Source organism: Parvibaculum sp. (assembly GCF_049671045.1).
In the GTDB taxonomy this organism is placed as follows: Bacteria; Pseudomonadota; Alphaproteobacteria; order Parvibaculales; family Parvibaculaceae; genus Parvibaculum.
The window spans coordinates 35,864-54,101 of record NZ_JBATUH010000018.1 but is presented as its reverse complement, the minus strand read 5'-3'; the positions used below and the strand labels follow the sequence as shown (position 1 = coordinate 54,101).

Below are 18,238 nucleotides of genomic sequence, written 5' to 3'. Positions count from 1 at the left end.
TCCGGGGACGGCCTTCCGCATATGGGCTTCAATGAGGATGGGCGCGCGGCGCGCCGCTTTCCTTGATCTGCGTCAACGATCCCGGTGCCAGATCGGCGATGCTCAACGGATCGGACAAACAGCGGAACACGTCGGAACATTGAACGGGCTTCCCGAAATCGCGATCGAGGACAAGGTGCGCTTCCTTCAGCGCCCGGAGGCTTATGGCCGCTCGGATGACGAAGTGCTCGCCGAGGAGACGCATATGTCCTGGGTCTTCCTCGTCGGCGACCGCGTCTACAAACTGAAGAAGCCGGTGCGCTATCCGTTTCTGGATTTCAGCACCATCGAGGCGCGCGAGCGAAACTGCCGGGAGGAAGTGCGGCTCAACCGGCGGCTGGCGCCTCACATCTATCTCGGTGTCGTGCCGCTGACCGCGACGCCGTCGGGCGAACTTGCGATCGACGGCGAGGGCGCGGCGGTCGACTGGCTCGTTCTCATGCGCCGCCTGCCGCGCGAGCGGATGCTCGACCGGGCGATCGGGGAAGGCGCGGTCCGCCGCGACGAGATCGTCACGGTCGCCGACCGGCTTGCGGCGTTCTACCGCGATGCCGAGCCCGCCGCGCTGACGGCCGAAGCCTTCGTGCAGCAATTCATCCATGAGCAGGCGACGACGAGAGCGGTGCTGACCAACCCGGCCTTCGGGCTCGACCACATGCGCGTTGCCGACATGCTCGGGCGCATCGAGGATGTGCTGCGCAACCGCGCCCACCTGCTCATGTCGCGGGTCGAGCAGGGGCGCGTCGTCGAGGGACATGGAGATTTGCGGCCCGAGCATGTCTGTCTCGGTCCGCCGCCCGTGGTGATCGATTGCCTCGAATTCAACCGCTCGCTGAGGCTCGTCGATCCGCTCGACGAACTCACTTTTCTCGGCCTTGAATGCAAGCGGCTCGGCGCCGGATGGATCGGCCCGCTGATCCTCGCGCGCTATGCCGAGCGCAGGAACGATCCGCCGCCGCAGCAACTCATCGCCTTTTACTGGCGCTACCGGGCCTGCCTGCGCGCGCGCCTCTCGCTCGTCCATATTCTCGAGCATGACCGGCGCAAGCCGGAGAAGTGGCTGCCGCTGGCGAAACAATATCTCGCGCTTGCCGAGGCGCCGGAACTCAGTCCTGCCCTTCCTTGAGGGCATTGATCGAGCCGCCTTCATGGAGCCTGCGAATGGCCCTGGAAAAGAGCGGTGCCGCGCTCACGATTTCGATGCGCCCTTCCTCTATGACGGATTTGGCAAGACGGAAGGGCGGCACCGTGTCGGAGATGCAGACGCTCGCAAGCGCCTGATTGCGCATGGCGGTGGACGCCTCGCCGGTGAAGAGCCCATGCGCGGCGAAGGCGTGCGTCGCGCGCGCGCCCGCTTCCCGGCAGGCTTCGGCGGCGCGCACCATCGTGCCGCCGCTGCTGATGAGATCGTCGATGACGAGCACATGCGCGTCCGCGACATCGCCGACGAGAAGATTTCCGCTCACCACGCCCGCGCTGCGGCGCTTTTCCATAAAGGCGCTGCCGACCGGGCGGCCGAGCGCCTCCTCCAGATATTCGCGGAATATCTGCGCGCGCTTGACCCCGCCCGGATCGGGCGATGCGACGACGACGGGGCCTGCGCCCGCGAGTTTCGCCGCCCGCGCGGCAAAGAGCCTTCGCGTATCGAGATGGATAGTCTCGCAGCGAAACGCATTCTGGAAGGCGACGACATTGTGCACCTCGAGCGTCATCACCCGGTCCGTGCCCACTGCCTCGAAGAGTTCGGCCATGTAGCGGTTCGTCACGGGATCGCGCGGCTTCGTCTGCCGGTCCTTGCGCGCATAGGCGAGATAGGGAATGGCGGCCGTGACACGGGCCGCCCCGTTCTCCTTCATCGTCGCTATGGCGAAGAGAAGGCGGCAGAGCTTGTCATGCGGCGACTGATCCGGCCCGCCATGAAGACTCTGGACGATATAGACGTCCTCGCCGCGCACACTGACGAGAGGCCGCGTCTTGTGCTCGCCATCCTCGAATTCGCGTTCTTCATGCGCGTCGAGCCGGACGCCGAGAGCGGCCGCGACCTTCTCGCCGAAAGCCCGGCTGGCATTGAGAGCGAAGAGCTTCATGTGGGAAGTCTAGGCCGCGGACCGGCGGCGCGGCATGATCTCGATCAATTTCGGCGCGGCTTTGCGTCCTGCTCCGGCCAGACGAGACGCAATGCCGCCTCGCCATTCTGTTCGACATCGGGGCCGAAGCGCGCACATTCGCGCGACAGCATGTTTTGAAGCCAGAGGCGCTCTTCGGCCGACGCCCGTTCGAGGCGGAACTTCCGCAGCCGGAAGGGAAGGAGAGAGAGCGCCTTGAGCGTTCCATCCGCCGGGTCGATCCGCGCCAGATAGCCGAGCACCAGATCGCCGCGAAACGCCTCGTAGCCGCCAATGCCTTCATAGTCGTTCACGAAATCGCCGCAGCCATAGAGAACGAGCTTGCCGTGGTGAACTTCGACCGCCTTAGGGTGATGAGATGAGTGGCCGTGCAGAATATCGACCCCGGCGCGGTCGATGAGGGCATGCGCGAAGGCGATTTCCTCGGGCGAGAGATCGTATCCCCAGTTTCCGCTCCAATGGAGCGAGAGCACGACGACATCGCCCGGCGCGCGAGCGGCGGCGATGCGCCGTGCGAGGCCATCGGCGCTCTCTTTGCTGAGATCGTCGATAAGGAAAAGGCCGGGGCGCGTCTCGCGTGCCGCCCAGCTATCCGGTGTGCCGCTCGACGCCATGGCGGCCGCGAAGAGAAGGACGCGCCCGCCCCGCGCCGGCATGAGGATGGCGGGGGCAACGGCCTCCGCCGCGCCGCGCCCCGCGCCTGCGGTTGCGATGCCGAGCCTGTGGAGCGTCGCCAGCGTTTCGATGAGGCCATCCTCGCCCCAATCGAGGGTGTGATTGTTGGCAAGCGAGCAGGCGTCGATCCTGAAGGCGCGGAGCGCCTCGGCGTTTCGCGGATGCATTCTGTAGTTGATGCCCTTGGGCAGCGCGCTGCGCGAGACAGTCACCGCGGTTTCGAGATTGACGATCCTGAGGTCGGGGGTGAGACGGTCGAGAGCCGCCGCCGCGTCTCCCCAGACATAGGCATGGCCCGCCCCGCGCGGGATCGTGCCATGCGCGGCTTCGGCGATCCGGACATATTCTTCGGCCGAGCGCATATGGCTTTCATAGATCCGTGGATCGCCGGGATGCGGCAGTATCCGGTCGACGCCGCGCCCAAGCATGACGTCGCCGGCAAGGAAGAGCCGGAGCGAGCCGCTGTCATCCGGCCGAGCGCTCATTTCGTTCCCGGCGCACCGCCCGCTCGCGGCGGCACAGGAGCGCGCGCCAGCAGCGTGTGCATCTCCTCGTCCTCGAGCTGACGGAAATCGCGATAATAGGGACTGATCGCCGTGAAATCGTCATGAGCCTCGAGGCAGACGACCTCGTCGGCTTCGTGCTTCAGCGCCGCGACCGTCTCGGTCGGCGCCACGGGCACGGCGAGCACGATCCTTTTCGGCTTCAGCGCGCGAATGGCGAGGATCGCCGCCTTGATGGTCGCGCCGGTCGCAATGCCGTCATCGACGATGATCGCGGTGCGCCCGGCGACATCGACGCGCGGCCGGCCGGCGAGATAGGTCTCCCTGCGGCGTCTGATCTCCTCGATCTGGCGCTGCTTCTCTTCCTCGATCCGGGCCTGTGAAATGCCGAGCTGCGCGACGATTTCGCGGTTGAGGACGAGTTGCGGCGGATCGCCATCGACAACCGCGCCGATGGCAAGTTCCGGCTGCCAGGGCGCGCCGAGCTTGCGCACGATGACGAGATCGAGCGGCGCCTGGAGGCGGATGGCGATTTCGAGCGCGACCGGCAGTCCGCCGCGCGGCAGGGCGAGCACGCAAGGGTTCTCGGTCTTGAAGCGCGCGAGCTTCTCGCCGAGCTTGCGGCCCGCTTCCTCGCGATTGGCGAACATGGGGCCTCTCCCCCTAGTGCAAATGAGTGAGGAACCAGTCCTGCGCCAGTTCGATGACCTGATCGAGCGTGCCGCGCTCTTCGAAAAGATGGGTCGCGCCGGGCACGATCTCGAGACGCTTCGTGCAATCGAGTTCTTCGAGTGCCGCGCGATTGAGCGCCAGCACGTCGGGATCGTGCCCGCCGACGATGAGGAGCGTCGGCGCCCTGACGCCGGAGAGACTCTCGCCCGCGAGGTCCGGCCGCCCGCCTCGCGAGACGACCGCCTTGAACATCTTGGGCTCGCCCGCTGCCGCAACGAGCGCCGCTGCCGCGCCCGTGCTCGCGCCGAAAAGGCCGAGCGGAAGCCGCTGCGCGGCCGTCCTTGCGGCGAGCCATTCGGCGGCTGCCGCCAGCCGCCCGGAGAGAAGGTCGATATCGAACACATGGGCGCGAATGTCGGCCTCCTCCTCGCTGAGAAGATCGAAGAGCAGGGTGCCGAAGCCCGCCTTTCGCAGCGCGCCCGCGACATGGATATTGCGCGGGCTGAGCCTGCTGCTGCCGCTGCCATGGGCGAAGATGACGATGCCGCGCGCCGCGCGCGGTATGTCGAGCGTTCCCGGCAGGCCGAGGGGCGGTATCCGCACCAGCTCGTGTGTCTCGGATGTGTCGCGATGGTCGGTCATGGCGGTGCCCATCTCGCCGCGGTTCCGGTGGAGAGAACGGCGAACCAATGACGCGCCATGACGGCGCTTGCCGCATTGATTTCGCTCAAGCGGCGCGGGGCGCGCGCCGTGGCGGCGGCGGCATTAACCAAAAATCAAGGCTGCGATTGAGGTTTTCAGGCCGCTGTCCGATATTGGCACATGCCGTTGAGCCTGCCCGGCGGGCGAGGCCGGGCGGGGCAAATGGGGCAATGGCGGCATGCTGTTTCCGACTCTTGAGTTCGGAATTTTCTTTCTGATCGTCTTCACGATCAGCTGGGGGCTGCGCTGGACGCCCGATCCCCGGAAATACTTTCTCGTCGGGGCCAGCTATTTCTTCTATGGCTGGTGGGACTGGCGCTTCACCGCGCTTCTCTTCGCGACGACGCTCATCAACTATCTGGGCGGCCTTGCGCTGGGCTCGCTCAGGCGGCCGGGGCTGAGAAAACTCGTCGTCGGGCTCACCGTGGCGGTCGATCTCGGCGTTCTCGCCTTCTTCAAATATTACGGCTTCTTCCTCACATCGCTCGACGAATTGCTGACGGCGCTGGGGCTCCAGCGCGATCTGCCCTTCATGGAAATCATTCTTCCGATCGGGATTTCCTTCTTCACCTTTCAGGGCATTTCCTATGTCGTCGATGTTTACAGGGGCCATGTGGCGGCCGAGCGGTCGTTGCTCGACGTGATGCTCTTCAAGTCGTTCTTTCCCCAGCTCGTCGCGGGCCCCATCGTGCGCGCGGCCGATTTCATTCCCCAGCTTCACGCGCCGGCGCGGCTCACGCGCGAGCATGTGGCCGTCGGGACCGTGCTCGTGCTGACCGGGCTCGCCAAGAAGATGGTGATCGCGAACTATCTCGCGACCGATCTCGTCGATCCGGTCTTCTTCGATCCGACGGCGGCAAGCTCGTTCGATCTGCTGATCGCGGTCTATGGCTATGCGATCCAGATCTATTGCGATTTTTCCGGCTATAGCGACATTGCCATCGGCATCGCGGCGCTTCTCGGCTATCGCTTCCGCGAGAACTTCAACCAGCCCTATCGCGCTTCGAGCCTTCAGGAGTTCTGGCGGCGCTGGCACATCTCGCTTTCGACATGGCTCAGGGACTATCTCTATATCCCGCTCGGGGGCAGCCGTTTCGGCGAAGCCAAGACCTATCGCAATCTCTTTCTCACCATGTTTCTCGGCGGCGTGTGGCACGGGGCGGCATGGAACTTCGTGTTCTGGGGCGCCTTTCATGGCGCCATGCTCGGCGTCGAGCGATGGGTGCGCGGCAGGCTCGACGAGCTGGCGCCGCCGCAGGCTGACTATCCCGGCCTGATGACGAAGCTCGGCAACCGGCTTCAGCATTGGATCGGTGTCGTCTGGACGTTCCACCTCGTCTGTTTTGCGTGGATCTTCTTCCGCGCCGACAGTTTCGAGACGGCGGGCGCCTATCTCGCCGGGCTCGCGGGCTCCGCCGCACAGAGCGCCCATGCGACGCCCTTCCTCGCCGGGCTCGTGCTTCTGGGGCTCGCCTTCCAGTTCACGCCGCGCGATCTCGGGCGCGAACTCGCGCTCGGCATCAGGCTTCTGCCGTCGCCGCTCCTCGGGCTTCTCCTCGGGGCCGGGATCGTGCTCATCTGGATGGTGGCGCCCGAAGGCGTCGCGCCCTTCATCTATTTCCAGTTCTGAGGTTCGGATGCTCGATCTTCTCGATGACCGGAACAGGGCCGATGAAAGGGTGGCGGCGGTGCGCGCCGCCGATCTCGAGGCCGAGGCGGTGACGCGCGGCAATGTCGCGCTTTTCACGCGCGCCATGTGGATCGCCGTTCTGATGCTGCTCCTTTTCAACAGCGCCGCCCTCGTCACCGTGGTCAACGGCTTCGGCGTGGGGCCGGTGCAGGATGGCGTCGTCGCGCTTTCGGCGACCTGGAACGAGCAGATGGAGAAGAACGGATTGTCGAAGCCCGGCACCGTCATCCGCAAGGCCGTCGAGCGCTGGCGGAATGTCGGCTGGGCCGAGCTTCAGGCAGGGCTCGACGGCACGCAGCCGCAACAGAACGCGCTCATGCTGCGGCGGGAGCCGCGAGGCTAGGCGGCCACGCGCAACTGTTCGATCAGGTCGGCCGGAAAAATGCTCTCGAAGGGGCGGATGCCGTGGCGGGCGCGGATCTCGGCAATGGGCAGGTGCCACTCCTTCTCCCATTCGATCGCCATGAAACAGGGCGCGGTGCGGCCATGCACCCATGCCTCGGCCGTGACCTGCATGATGAGGCTGAATGCCTCGCGCGAATTGAGAGCGGCGGAAGCCGCCGCCGTTGCCACGACCATGGCCGAATAATTGTGCCCGAACTGTGCGAGCTGAAAGGCCGAGATGCCGATCTCCTGCAGCACCGTCGTGCGGTAGCCGGCCATGAGGTGCCAGACATCGTGCATTTGCAGGATGCGCGTATTGAGGTAGCGCAACGCCGGCGGCAGGGTGGCAAGACCGATCGCCTCGCGGTCGAGCACTTCGAGATTGAAGCCATTGTCGAGAATGAGCCGATAGAAATCGTGGCCGAGCGAGCCTTCCGGTTGGGCGCCGAGGATGTCGAGCGTCAATGGCGGCGGAAGCTCGCGCGAGGCGGCGCCCGCCGCGCCGGGATGCGTTTCGGCGACCTTCAGCGCGCGGGCGCGGAAGCTCTCATGGAGAAGCCCGCCGAGCGATGCGATGCGCGCGGTCACTTCCTCGCCGCTGCCGGGGTTCGGATCGCCGACAAAGGCCCAGAAGGCCGCCCAGAAATCGGGATCCGGAAAGCCCGGCGCCGAAATCTCCGCAATCGCTTCCTCCGTCGCGGGTGTTCGGGGCAGGCTGCCCGGCGCGTGCTCCAGCCATGCCTCGGCAATGGCATCGAGAACGGGCGTGGCCGCGCCGGGTGTGACGAAGGCGATGCGCGCAATGGCGGCGGCAAGGCGCGTTGCGGCTCCTTCATCGCCTGATTTCGCCAGACGGGCCGTCTCCGCCAGCCGCTCTCCCGCGGCGCCGGCCGCGTCGAAACCTGCGACCAGCCTTTCAAATTCGCGCTGCCTTGCCGTCATGTCCATTGCCGCCCGCTTCTTTTCGGAGCGATGTTAGTCTTAAAATAGACCATGGTCTATTTTTATGTCAGGCGAAAAGCGCCTGCCGGATCTGGCGGGCGAGGTCGGCGCGGCGATAGGGCTTCGTCAGAAGCTGCACCCCCGCATCGAGCTTGCCGTTATGGACGACGGCGTTCTCCGTATAGCCGGTCGTGTAGAGCACCTTGAGGCGGGGATGCAGCGAGGCCGCCCGCTCGGCGAGATGGCGCCCGTTGAGCCCGCCGGGAAGCACGACGTCGGTGAAGAGAAGGTCGATCGAAGCCCCGTCCTCGCTCTCGAAGATGGCGAGGGCCGCTTCGGCATGAGGCGCCTCGAGCACGCGGTAGCCGAGGTCGCGAAGCTGCGCGCATACATAGGCACGCACGGCCTCCTCATCCTCCACGACGAGGATCGTTTCCTGGCCGTTGACATCCGTCTCCTGAACCGTCTCCGGGATTTCGCGGACCGCCGTTCCTTCGGCACTTTTCGGCAGATAGATGCGGATGGTGGTGCCCTGTCCGGGCTCGCTATAGATCTTGATATGGCCCTGCGACTGCTTGACGAAGCCATAGACCATGCTGAGGCCGAGGCCCGAGCCCTTGCCCGCGGGCTTGGTGGTGAAGAAGGGGTCGAACGCCTTCTCCATGACCGCAGGCGTCATGCCCGCGCCTGAATCCGAGACGGCGATGAGCACATAGTCCCCCGGCGCGGCAGCGGGATTGAGGGCCGCATAATCCGCATCGAGATGAACATTTCTCGTCTCGATCGTCAGCATTCCGCCATCCGGCATGGCGTCGCGTGCATTGAGCGCCAGATTGAGGAGGGCCGATTCCATCTGGGCGGGATCGGCGGACACATGCCAGAGACCGGGCGTGGTATCGAGCCGCACCCGCACATCCTCGCCGAGCGTTCGGCCGATAAGATCGGTCAACTGGGTGACGAGCGTGTTGACGTCAAGCTCGGACGGGCGCAGCACCTGGCGGCGCGCGAAGGCGAGCATGCGGTGCGTGAGTTCGGAGCCGCGCTGGGCGGCCTGTTCGATCATGCCCGCGAGATGGCGCAGATCCGGCCGGTCCGCCAGCCGCTCGACCAGAACTTCGGCATTTCCGAGCATGACGGTCAGCAGATTGTTGAAGTCATGCGCGACGCCGCCGGTGAGCCGGCCGATCGATTCCATCTTCTGCGCCTGCACGAGTTGGGCCGCCGTTTTCAGTTCCTCGGTCTTGTCGCGGCTGATCGCGATATAGGCGTGCGGCGCATCGTCGGCGAGGCGAATGGCGGCGGCATGGGATTCGATCCAGTGGCGCTCGCCATTGCAATCGACGAGCTGATAGGTGATCGATTCCTTCCTGCCGTCGATGACGGAAAGAATATGCGCCCTGAAGCGTTCGTGATCCTCCTCGGCGACGAAATCAAGGACATCGGCGCCGCGCACGCTTTCGATGTCGGGCGCGCACATGAGTTCGGCGCCTGCGCGGTTGATGTCGACGAAGCGCAGGTCGCGGTCGAGAATCTTCACGCAGCCGGGCTCGGTATCGAGTATCCGCCTGAGGCGCTCGCTCGTCTGGCGCAGATTGGTGTCGCGCTCGGCAAGGGCGCTGGCCATCTCGTTGAAGCTGTTCGAAAGAGTGCCGATCTCGTCTCTCCGGGTGGTGGCCGGAAGGCGGACGGAGAAATCGCCCCGCCGCAACTGACGCGCGGCTGCGTGTATCTGCCGAATGGGGCGCAGCATGGTACGCGAGAGAAAGACATAGGTGCCCGTCAGTATGAGAAGGAAGACGAGGCCGATTGCGGCGCCTGATGCCTTGAGCGGCGTCAGGAGCGTGGCGATGTCGCGCTTCGCCGGCACGCCGATGATGATGGATATGGACTTTGTCGGCTGCGTGGCGATGCCGGGGATGAGCGCGCCGCGCGCATAGATGCCGGTCGAGGCGTAGAACCGGCGAGCGCCGTCGAGCCCTGTGCCCTCCATGACGAAACGGGTTGCGGCGGCGGCGGCGCGCGCCGCGATAGGCCAATGGGTCATGTTCTCGCCCGGCGCCGCGGAACCGGCCGGGTGATCGATGAGCAGGTTTCCGTCCTGATCGATGACAGTCACGGTGGAGCCGGCCGGAAGGCTCGGCAGACGGATCACGCCCTCGATATAGGCCGTTTCGAGCGACGCGAAGATGATCTGGGCGATCGAGCCATCCGGGTTCTTCAGCGGCATGCTGAAGGTGATGATCTGCCTGCCGTTGACGGGGTTGGTCTGGAAATTGCCGACGGCGGGGGCGCCTGTCTCGATCGTGCGCCTGAACCAGAGGGAATCCCGGTGATTGACCGGGTGGGGGGCTGTGAGCGCGCTGCAATAGAGATCGCCAGCAGGCGTGACGGCGCCGATATTGGAATAGCCGAGCGAGCTGTTCAGAAAGAAGCGGGAGACATCGCTGCAATCCTTCGGGTTCATGCCCTGCACGCGCTGGAAGCCCGACATGGCCTGCAGCGTCGAGAAGCCGTTGCGCACGATTTGCGTGCCGATCGAGCCGGTGAAGTCGCCAAGGCGCTTCGAGGACTCGAAGGCCAGCTTCTCCGCGACCTGCTGGTACTGCTCGATGGTCCAGACACCGACAAGCCCTCCCAGCGCGAGACAAAGCCCGAGAAAGCCGAGAACCCTCGCCGTCACGCCCGCCTTGAAATATGCCAGCACCTTGCCCCCCGAATGCTGTCTTCCCCTCGTTAGTGAAGGCGGTTCGGGAGAAACTGTCCAGTGGGTCTGGGCAATCGCGTGGCGGCGGAAAAAAGCCCCGCCGTTTCCGGCGGGGCTTCGGCATTGTACGGACGGCCCGGGATCAGCGCGGAAGCGTCGTCTCGCCCATCAGAAAGAGATCGACCTCGCGCGCCGCCTGGCGGCCCTCGCGGATCGCCCAGACGACGAGCGACTGGCCGCGGCGCATGTCGCCCGCCGAGAAGACCTTGTCGAGCGTCGTCCTGTAGGTCGCCGTGTCGGCGGCCACATTGCCGCGCTTGTCGAGCGCGACACCCAGTTCCGCGAGCATGCCTTCATGGAGGGGATGGACGAAGCCCATGGCGAGCAGAACGAGATCGGCCTTGAGGTTGAACTCGCTGCCCGCGATCGCCTGCATCTTGTCGTCGAGGCGGACGCATTCGATTGCCGTCACCTGGCCGCCCTCGCCGATGAGGCGCCGCGTCATGACGGAGAAGTCGCGCCCCGCGCCCTCGGCCTGGCTCGACGAGGTTCGCATCTTGAGCGGCCAGTCGGGCCATGTCAGGAGCTTGTTCTCCTTCTCGGGCGGCGCGGGCATGATCTCGAGCTGCGTCACCGAGAGCGCGCCCTGACGGAACGAGGTGCCGATGCAGTCGGAGCCCGTGTCGCCGCCGCCGATGACGACGACATGCTTTCCGCCTGCAAGGATCGGCTCGATGTTCTGAAGCGGCTCGCCGGAATTGCGCCGGTTCTGCTGCGGCAGAAAATCCATGGCGAAGTGAACGCCGCGAAGATCGCGCCCCTCGATGGGGAGATCGCGCGGATGCTCGGAACCGCCGGCGAGGACGACGGCGTCGAACTCGTCCAGCAGCGTCTTCGCCTTCATGGTGACGCCGATATGCGCGCCATAATGGAAGCTCGCCCCTTCGGCCTCGATCTGGGAAAGGCGCCTGTCGATCAGGTGCTTTTCCAACTTGAAATCGGGGATGCCATAGCGGAGCAGGCCGCCGGCCTTCGCGTTCTTCTCGAAGACATGAACCTCGTGGCCCGCGCGGGAAAGCTGCTGCGCGCAGGCAAGCCCGGCAGGACCCGACCCGACGATGGCGACCCTCTTGCCCGACCGCCTGGCGGCAGGCTGCGGCGGAAGCCAGCCTTCTGCCCAGCCGCGATCGACGATCGCGCATTCGATCGTCTTGATCGTGACCGGCTGCTCGATGAGGTTGAGCGTGCAGGCCGCCTCGCAGGGGGCGGGGCAGATGCGGCCGGTGAACTCGGGAAAATTATTCGTCGAGTGAAGGTTGCGGCAGGCCTCTTCCCAATTGTCGCGATAGACCAGATCGTTCCAGTCGGGGATCTGGTTGTTCACGGGGCAGCCATTGTGGCAGTAGGGAATGCCGCAATCCATGCAGCGGGAGGCCTGATCCCGCACGGCCTTTTCGCCGAGCGGAATCACGAACTCCTTGAAGTGACGAATGCGGTCGGAAGCAGGCTGATACTTGCGGTCCTGCCGGTCGATCTCCAGAAATCCGGTAATCTTTCCCACGTTACTCTCCTGCCACGGCGATGGCTTCAGGGGCGCTTTGCTGCGCGCGTTCCATTTCCTTCAGGGCGCGCCGGTATTCGACCGGCATGACCTTTCGGAATTTGGGGAGCATTGCGGACCAGTTGCCGAGTATTTCCTTCGCCCGCGACGAATTGGTGTAGCGGGCGTGATTTTCGATGAGCTGGCGGAGCCGCTCGGCGTCGAAGCGCGTCATGTCGGACATGATGTCGACGAGGCCGTGGCTTTCCAGATCGCTGCGCTGGTGGTGGAGCTTTTCCATCAGCGCGAGTTCCGATTCCACCGGCTCCAGATCGACCATCGCCATGTTGCAGCGCTTTTCGAACATGCCGTCCTCGTCGAGGACATAGGCGATGCCGCCGGACATGCCGGCCGCGAAGTTGCGGCCCGTCTGTCCGAGAACGACGACGATGCCGCCGGTCATGTATTCGCAGCCATGGTCGCCCGTGCCTTCGACGACTGCGATGGCGCCGGAATTGCGGACGGCGAAGCGTTCGCCCGCGACGCCACGGAAGTAGCACTCGCCGGAAATCGCGCCGTAAAGAACGGTGTTGCCGACGATGATGCTCTTCTCGGGCACGATCCTCGTATTGGCCGGCGGGTAGACGATGAGGCGCCCGCCGGATAGGCCCTTGCCGACATAGTCGTTGGCCTGGCCTTCGAGTTCGAGCGTCACGCCATGCGCGGCCCAGGCGCCGAAGCTCTGGCCGGCCGTGCCGTTGAGCTTCACATGGACCGTATCGTCGGGAAGCCCCGCATGGCCATGACGCCTGGCGATGGCGCCCGAAAGCATGGCGCCGACGGTGCGATCCGTGTTCCCGACCGAGGTTTCGATCCGGACGTGCTTCTTCCGCTCGATGGCATCGCGCGCTTGCGTGATGAGCTTGCGGTCGAGCACGCTGGCGATCTTGTGATCCTGCGTCTCGGTCCGGTAGATGGCGACATCCTTGCCGGCTTCCGGCTTGTGGAAGAGCCGCGAGAAGTCGAGACCATGCGCCTTCCAGTGATCGACGACCTTGCGCTTGTCGAGCATCTGGAGTTGGCCGATCATCTCGTTGAAGCTGCGATAGCCGAGCGAGGCCATGTATTCGCGCACTTCTTCCGCGACGAAGAAGAAGTAGTTGATCACATGCTCCGGCATGCCGACGAAGCGCTTGCGCAGTTCCGGGTCCTGCGTCGCCACGCCGACGGGGCAGGTGTTCAGATGGCACTTGCGCATCATGATGCAGCCTGCCGCGATGAGCGGCGCGGTGGCGAAGCCGAACTCGTCGGCGCCGAGCAGCGCGCCGATGACGACATCGCGGCCGGTTCTGAGACCGCCATCGACCTGCACCGTGATGCGGCCGCGCAGGCGGTTCAGCACCAGGGTCTGGTGCGTTTCGGCAAGGCCGATCTCCCAGGGGCTGCCGGCATGCTTGATCGAGGTGAGGGGCGAGGCGCCCGTGCCGCCCTCGAAGCCCGAGATCGTGACGTGATCGGCTCGCGCCTTTGAGACGCCGGCCGCGACCGTGCCGACGCCGACTTCGGAGACGAGCTTCACCGAGACGAGGCCGTCGGGGTTCACGTTCTTCAGGTCGAAGATGAGCTGGGCGAGGTCCTCGATCGAATAGATGTCATGATGCGGAGGCGGCGAAATGAGGCCGACGCCCGGCGTCGAGTGGCGCACCTTGGCGATGACGGCATCGACCTTGTGGCCGGGTAGCTGCCCGCCTTCGCCGGGCTTTGCGCCCTGCGCCATCTTGATCTGCATCATGTCGGAATTGACGAGATACTCGGCCGTCACGCCGAAGCGTCCGGATGCGACCTGCTTGATGGAGGAGCGCATGGAATCGCCATTCGGCAGCGGCTTGAAGCGGTCGGATTCCTCTCCGCCTTCGCCCGTATTGGAGCGGCCGCCGATGCGGTTCATGGCGATTGCCAGTGTCGTATGCGCCTCGCGGCTGATCGAGCCGAAGGACATGGCGCCGGTGGCGAAACGCCTGACGATCTCCTTGGCGGGCTCGACCTCCTCCAGCGGCACGGGCTTGCGGCCGTCGGCTTCCGCGGTCTTGATCTCGAAGAGGCCGCGAATGGTCAGAAGCCGCCTGCTCTGATCGTTGATGCGCCGGGCGAACTCGCGATACTTGTCCTGGCTGTTGCCGCGTACCGCATGCTGAAGATCGCGCACCGAGTCCGGATCCCAGGCGTGTTCCTCGCCGCGGAAGCGGAAGGCGTATTCGCCGCCGACATCGAGCGCGTTGCGCAGGACCGGCGCGTCGCCAAAGGCGAGCTGATGGCGGCGGAACGTCTCCTCGGCGATTTCATGGCAGCCCGCGCCCTCGATCACCGAGGCCGTGCCCGTGAAATATCTGGTCACGAAATCGGAGTTGAGGCCAATCGCGTCGAAGATCTGCGCGCCGCAATAGGACTGATAGGTCGAGATGCCCATCTTGGACATGACCTTGAGCAGTCCCTTGTCGATCGCCTTGATGTAACGCTTGGTGATCTCATAGGCGGTGAGCTTCTCGTCGAGCGAGGGAAGCATCGCTTCCAGCGTCTCGAAGGCGAGATAGGGGTTGATCGCTTCGGCGCCATAGCCCGCAAGACAGGCGAAGTGATGCACCTCGCGCGCCTCGCCCGTCTCGACGACGAGGCCGACCGAGGTGCGAAGCCCCTTCGCGATGAGGTGGTGGTGCACGGCCGATGTCGCAAGGAGTGCCGGGATCGCCATCCGTTCCGCCGACACCTTGCGATCGGACAGGATGATGATGTTGAAGCCCCTGGCCACCGCTTCCTCGGCGCGCTCGCAGAGTCGGCCGAGCATGGTTTCCATTTCGTCCGCGCCGCGCTCGGCCTTGTAGGTGATGTCGAGCGTCTCCGATCTGAAGTGATTGTCCGGGACCTCGCCGATCATGCGGATCTTTTCGAGATCCTCATTGGTGAGGATCGGCTGGCGCACCTCGAGCCGCTTCACGCTCGACATGCCCTTGAGATCGAGCAGGTTCGGTCGCGGGCCGATGAAGGAGACGAGCGACATGACGAGTTCTTCGCGGATCGGGTCGATCGGCGGGTTCGTCACCTGCGCGAAGTTCTGCTTGAAGTAGGTGTAGAGCAGCTTCGGCTTTTCCGAGAGAACGGAGACGGGCGTATCCGTGCCCATTGAGCCGATCGCTTCCTGACCCTCGATCGCCATCGGCGACAGGAGGAACTTGATGTCTTCCTGCGTGTAGCCGAAAGCCTGCTGGAGATCGAGAAGCGCGGCGTCATGCGGCGGCTTTGCCGCCTTCGTGGCGGGCGGCATGTCCTCGAGCACGATCTGCGTGCGTTCGACCCACTTCTTGTAAGGGTTGAGCTTCGAGAGCTTCGCCTTGATCTCGTCATCGGCGATGATGCGGCCTTCCTCGAGATCGATGAGGAGCATCTTGCCCGGCTGAAGGCGCCACTTCTCGACGATGGATTCTTCCGGCACGGGCAGCACGCCCATTTCGGACGCCATGACGACGTTGCCCTCGTCGGTGACGAAATAGCGCGCGGGCCGCAATCCGTTGCGGTCGAGCGTCGCGCCGATCTGGCGGCCATCGGTGAAGGCGACCGCGGCGGGTCCGTCCCACGGCTCCATGAGCGCGGCGTGATATTCGTAGAAGGCGCGGCGATCCTCATCCATGAGCGGATTGCCCGCCCATGCTTCGGGAATGAGCATCATCATCGCATGGGCGAGCGAATAGCCGCCCATCACGAGGAGTTCGAGCGCATTGTCGAAGCAGGCGCTGTCCGACTGGCCTTCGACCGCGATCGGCCAGAGCTTCTTCAGATCGTCGCCGAGAATCTCCGACTGCATGGAGGAATAGCGCGCCTGAATCCAGTTCACGTTGCCGCGCAGCGTGTTGATCTCGCCATTGTGGCAGATCATCCGGAAGGGATGAGCCAGCCGCCAGGTCGGGAACGTGTTGGTCGAGAAGCGCTGATGGACGAGGGCGAGCGCCGTCACCATGCGCGGGTCGCGCAGATCCTTGTAGTAGGAGCCGACCTGCGCGGCGAGCAGCATGCCCTTGTAGACGATGGTGCGCGAGGAGAGCGAGGCGATGTAGAGATCCCGGGGCATCCTGCCCGTTTCGCGGAAGATCGTGTTGAAGATGCGCTTGCGGATCACGAAGAGCTTGCGCTCGAAGTGATCCTGATCGCCGATGCCGGGCCCCTGCGCCACGATGAGCTGACGATGGAACGGTTCGGTCGGCTTCACCGAATGGCCGAGATCGGAATTGTCGACGGGCACGTCGCGCCAGCCGAGGAAAACCTGACCTTCCTCGACGACTGTCTTCTCGACGAGTTCGACGATCTTGGTCCGTTCCGCCTTGTCGCGGGGCAGGAAGAAATGGCCGATGGCGTATTCGCCGGCAGCGGGAAGCGTGATGCCGAGAGCGGCGCATTCCTCGCGGAAGAAGGCATCGGGGATCTGTATGAGGATGCCGGCGCCGTCGCCCGCCTTGGGGTCCGCGCCTACCGCGCCTCGATGTTCGAGGTTCTCGAGGATCCTGAGGCCGTCCTCGATGATCTTGTGGGATTTTCGATTATGGATGTTCGCCACGAAGCCGATGCCGCAGGCATCGCGTTCATTGCGCGGATCGTAAAGACCCTGCGCATCTGGAAGCCCCGCCGGTACTGCCGCCATGTCCTCAAACGACGTGGCGACGACCGCGGGGCGCTCCCCGCTCTTGGGCGTCCGGCCTCGAGCCTTCTCCATCTTGTCCATCGTTCCTCGCCTATCCGCTCCCCATGCGCGGGAGACGGACCGTTCCTGTTCCGTCGGCGACTGGATCGCGCACCGGGCGCCCTTCAGGGCGCCAGAAAGCCACGTTTCGCTCAACGGATCGCACGTCTGGTTGTTAAATAAAGTCCCGCAGGGCAATGGGTCGCATCGCCGTGCAAGGTCGCCGGCCCGTCCCGGCCCGCCCGATGAGGCGCACCGCAAACGGGGCCTTTGCTTTCCATGGGCATTTTCTCTCGTCGGAACCCGATGCCCATCTTAGCCTGAAGATCATGCCGAAAGTCCGGGGCTGAATCAAGCAAATACGACAGGTATGCTGACCTAAAAAATTTGGGCCGGAAATCAGAGGGTTAGGCGGCGCCTGACGGGATCTCGCGCAGGCTTTCGTCATCTTTTCTATATTGTCCGCCCTATCGGGAGGCGGATGGCAGGTAGCATGATTTTCACAAGCGACAACGCGTTCGGCGTGGCGGCGGAAATTCTCGAGGCGATCGGGCGCGCGAATGAGGGCGCCGTTCCGTCTTATGGCGAGGATGAGATCACGGCGCGGCTTCAGCTGCGCTTTGCGGAGGTGTTCGAGCGCGAGGTCGCCGTCTTTCCGGTGGCGACCGGCACGGCCGCGAATGCGCTGGCGCTTGCGGCGCTGACGCCCTCCCATGGCGCGATCCTCTGCCATGAACAGGCCCATGCGCATGCCGATGAATGCGGCGCGCCGGAGATGTTCACGGCCGGCGCGAAGCTCATCGGCATTCCGGGCGGCGAGGGCAAGATCGACCCCGAGGCGCTCGAGGCCGTTCTGAACTCCCTTCCGGCAGGCGTCGTTCACCACGTTCAGCCCGCGACCCTGACGGTCACGCAATCGACGGAGGCCGGCACTCTTTATAAGGCGGACGAGCTTGCCCGCCTCGTCGCGCTCGCGCGGGCGCGGAATCTCGCGGTCCATATGGACGGGGCGCGGTTCGCCAATGCGCTCGCCGCGACGGGCCTCACGCCCGCCGAAATGACATGGAAGGCGGGCGTCGACGTCCTCTCCTTCGGCGCGACGAAGAACGGGGCGCTCGCCGCCGAGGCCGTCGTCTTTTTCGATCCCGGCCGCGCCGCCGACTTCGCCTTTCGCCGCAAGCGTTCCGGGCACCTTTTTTCGAAGATGCGATTTCTCTCCGCGCAACTCGAGGCCTATCTGGCCGACGGGCTTTGGCTGCGCAACGCGGCCCATGCCAATGCCATGGCGGCGCGGCTTGCGAGCGGCCTCCGCCTGCTCGACCGGGCGGCCATCCGCTTTCCGGTCGAGGCCAATGAGGTTTTCGTCCGGCTTCCGCGAGACGTATTGCGGCGCCTTCGGGAGGCGGGAGCGCGGTTCCACCCCTGGCCGATGGCAGGGGATGACGGGGAGGCCATGACCGTCCGGCTGGTCGCCTCGTTCGCGACGCATGAGAGCGATGTCGATCGCTTCCTTGCGGTTGCGCGGGGTTGAGTTC

12 protein-coding genes are annotated in these 18,238 nt (G+C 64.9%); 4 read left to right on the top strand and 8 right to left on the bottom strand.

All coding sequences use genetic code 11. The features are described from left to right. Positions 1-139 precede the first annotated feature (139 nt). A complete protein-coding gene (locus WBG82_RS02225; protein ID WP_424420823.1) occupies positions 140-1,165 on the top strand; it encodes a hypothetical protein in 1,026 nt (341 codons plus the stop codon). Here WBG82_RS02225 and WBG82_RS02220 read toward each other — a convergent pair. From WBG82_RS02220 to WBG82_RS02205, 4 genes are read right to left on the bottom strand one after another with little or no spacing between them, the layout of a single operon-like run. Next, positions 1,146-2,126, bottom strand: coding sequence for a ribose-phosphate diphosphokinase (locus WBG82_RS02220; RefSeq protein ID WP_424420820.1), 981 nt, complete (start codon positions 2,124-2,126; stop codon positions 1,146-1,148). The two genes, WBG82_RS02225 and WBG82_RS02220, sit on opposite strands and share 20 nt — an antisense overlap. A gap of 44 nt (positions 2,127-2,170) precedes the next feature. Continuing rightward, positions 2,171-3,325: a CapA family protein gene (locus tag WBG82_RS02215; protein WP_424420817.1), complete on the bottom strand. Its 1,155-nt coding sequence runs from the start codon at positions 3,323-3,325 to the stop codon at positions 2,171-2,173. Beyond that, positions 3,322-3,993, bottom strand: coding sequence for a phosphoribosyltransferase (locus tag WBG82_RS02210; protein WP_424420814.1), 672 nt, complete (start codon positions 3,991-3,993; stop codon positions 3,322-3,324). The genes WBG82_RS02215 and WBG82_RS02210 overlap by 4 nt, the downstream gene beginning before the upstream one ends. A gap of 13 nt (positions 3,994-4,006) precedes the next feature. Beyond that, positions 4,007-4,657, bottom strand: coding sequence for a dienelactone hydrolase family protein (locus WBG82_RS02205; RefSeq protein ID WP_424420811.1), 651 nt, complete (start codon positions 4,655-4,657; stop codon positions 4,007-4,009). Positions 4,658-4,895: 238 nt separating this feature from the next. Between WBG82_RS02205 and WBG82_RS02200 the strand changes: the two genes are divergently transcribed. Both WBG82_RS02200 and WBG82_RS02195 read left to right on the top strand, forming a co-directional pair. After that, positions 4,896-6,347 (top strand): MBOAT family O-acyltransferase, encoded by a 1,452-nt coding sequence (locus WBG82_RS02200; protein ID WP_424420808.1) that lies wholly within the window; start codon positions 4,896-4,898, stop codon positions 6,345-6,347. Between the two features lie 7 nt (positions 6,348-6,354). Then, positions 6,355-6,750 carry a hypothetical protein gene (locus tag WBG82_RS02195; RefSeq protein ID WP_424420806.1) on the top strand — a complete coding sequence of 132 codons (396 nt, stop codon included), beginning with the start codon at positions 6,355-6,357 and terminating at the stop codon, positions 6,748-6,750. On the opposite strand, the gene WBG82_RS02190 is transcribed toward WBG82_RS02195, so the two are convergent. The 4 genes from WBG82_RS02190 to gltB all read right to left on the bottom strand — a co-directional run bounded on the left by WBG82_RS02190 (position 6,747) and on the right by gltB (position 16,664). After that, complete coding sequence (locus WBG82_RS02190; protein ID WP_424420803.1) at positions 6,747-7,739, bottom strand: Coq4 family protein; 993 nt, start codon at positions 7,737-7,739, stop codon at positions 6,747-6,749. The genes WBG82_RS02195 and WBG82_RS02190 overlap by 4 nt on opposite strands. 61 nt (positions 7,740-7,800) lie before the next feature. After that, positions 7,801-10,437: an ATP-binding protein gene (locus WBG82_RS02185; RefSeq protein WP_424420800.1), complete on the bottom strand. Its 2,637-nt coding sequence runs from the start codon at positions 10,435-10,437 to the stop codon at positions 7,801-7,803. A gap of 142 nt (positions 10,438-10,579) precedes the next feature. After that, positions 10,580-11,998, bottom strand: coding sequence for a glutamate synthase subunit beta (locus WBG82_RS02180; protein ID WP_424420797.1), 1,419 nt, complete (start codon positions 11,996-11,998; stop codon positions 10,580-10,582). Position 11,999: 1 nt separating this feature from the next. Next, on the bottom strand, positions 12,000-16,664 hold the full coding sequence (gene gltB, locus WBG82_RS02175; protein ID WP_424420795.1) for a glutamate synthase large subunit: 4,665 nt from the start codon (positions 16,662-16,664) through the stop codon (positions 12,000-12,002). A 532-nt stretch (positions 16,665-17,196) separates the two neighbouring features. Here gltB and WBG82_RS02170 point away from each other — a divergent pair. Then, positions 17,197-18,234, top strand: a complete 1,038-nt coding sequence (locus tag WBG82_RS02170) for a threonine aldolase family protein (RefSeq protein WP_424420792.1) — start codon at positions 17,197-17,199, stop codon at positions 18,232-18,234. The last annotated feature ends 4 nt before the right edge of the window (positions 18,235-18,238 follow it).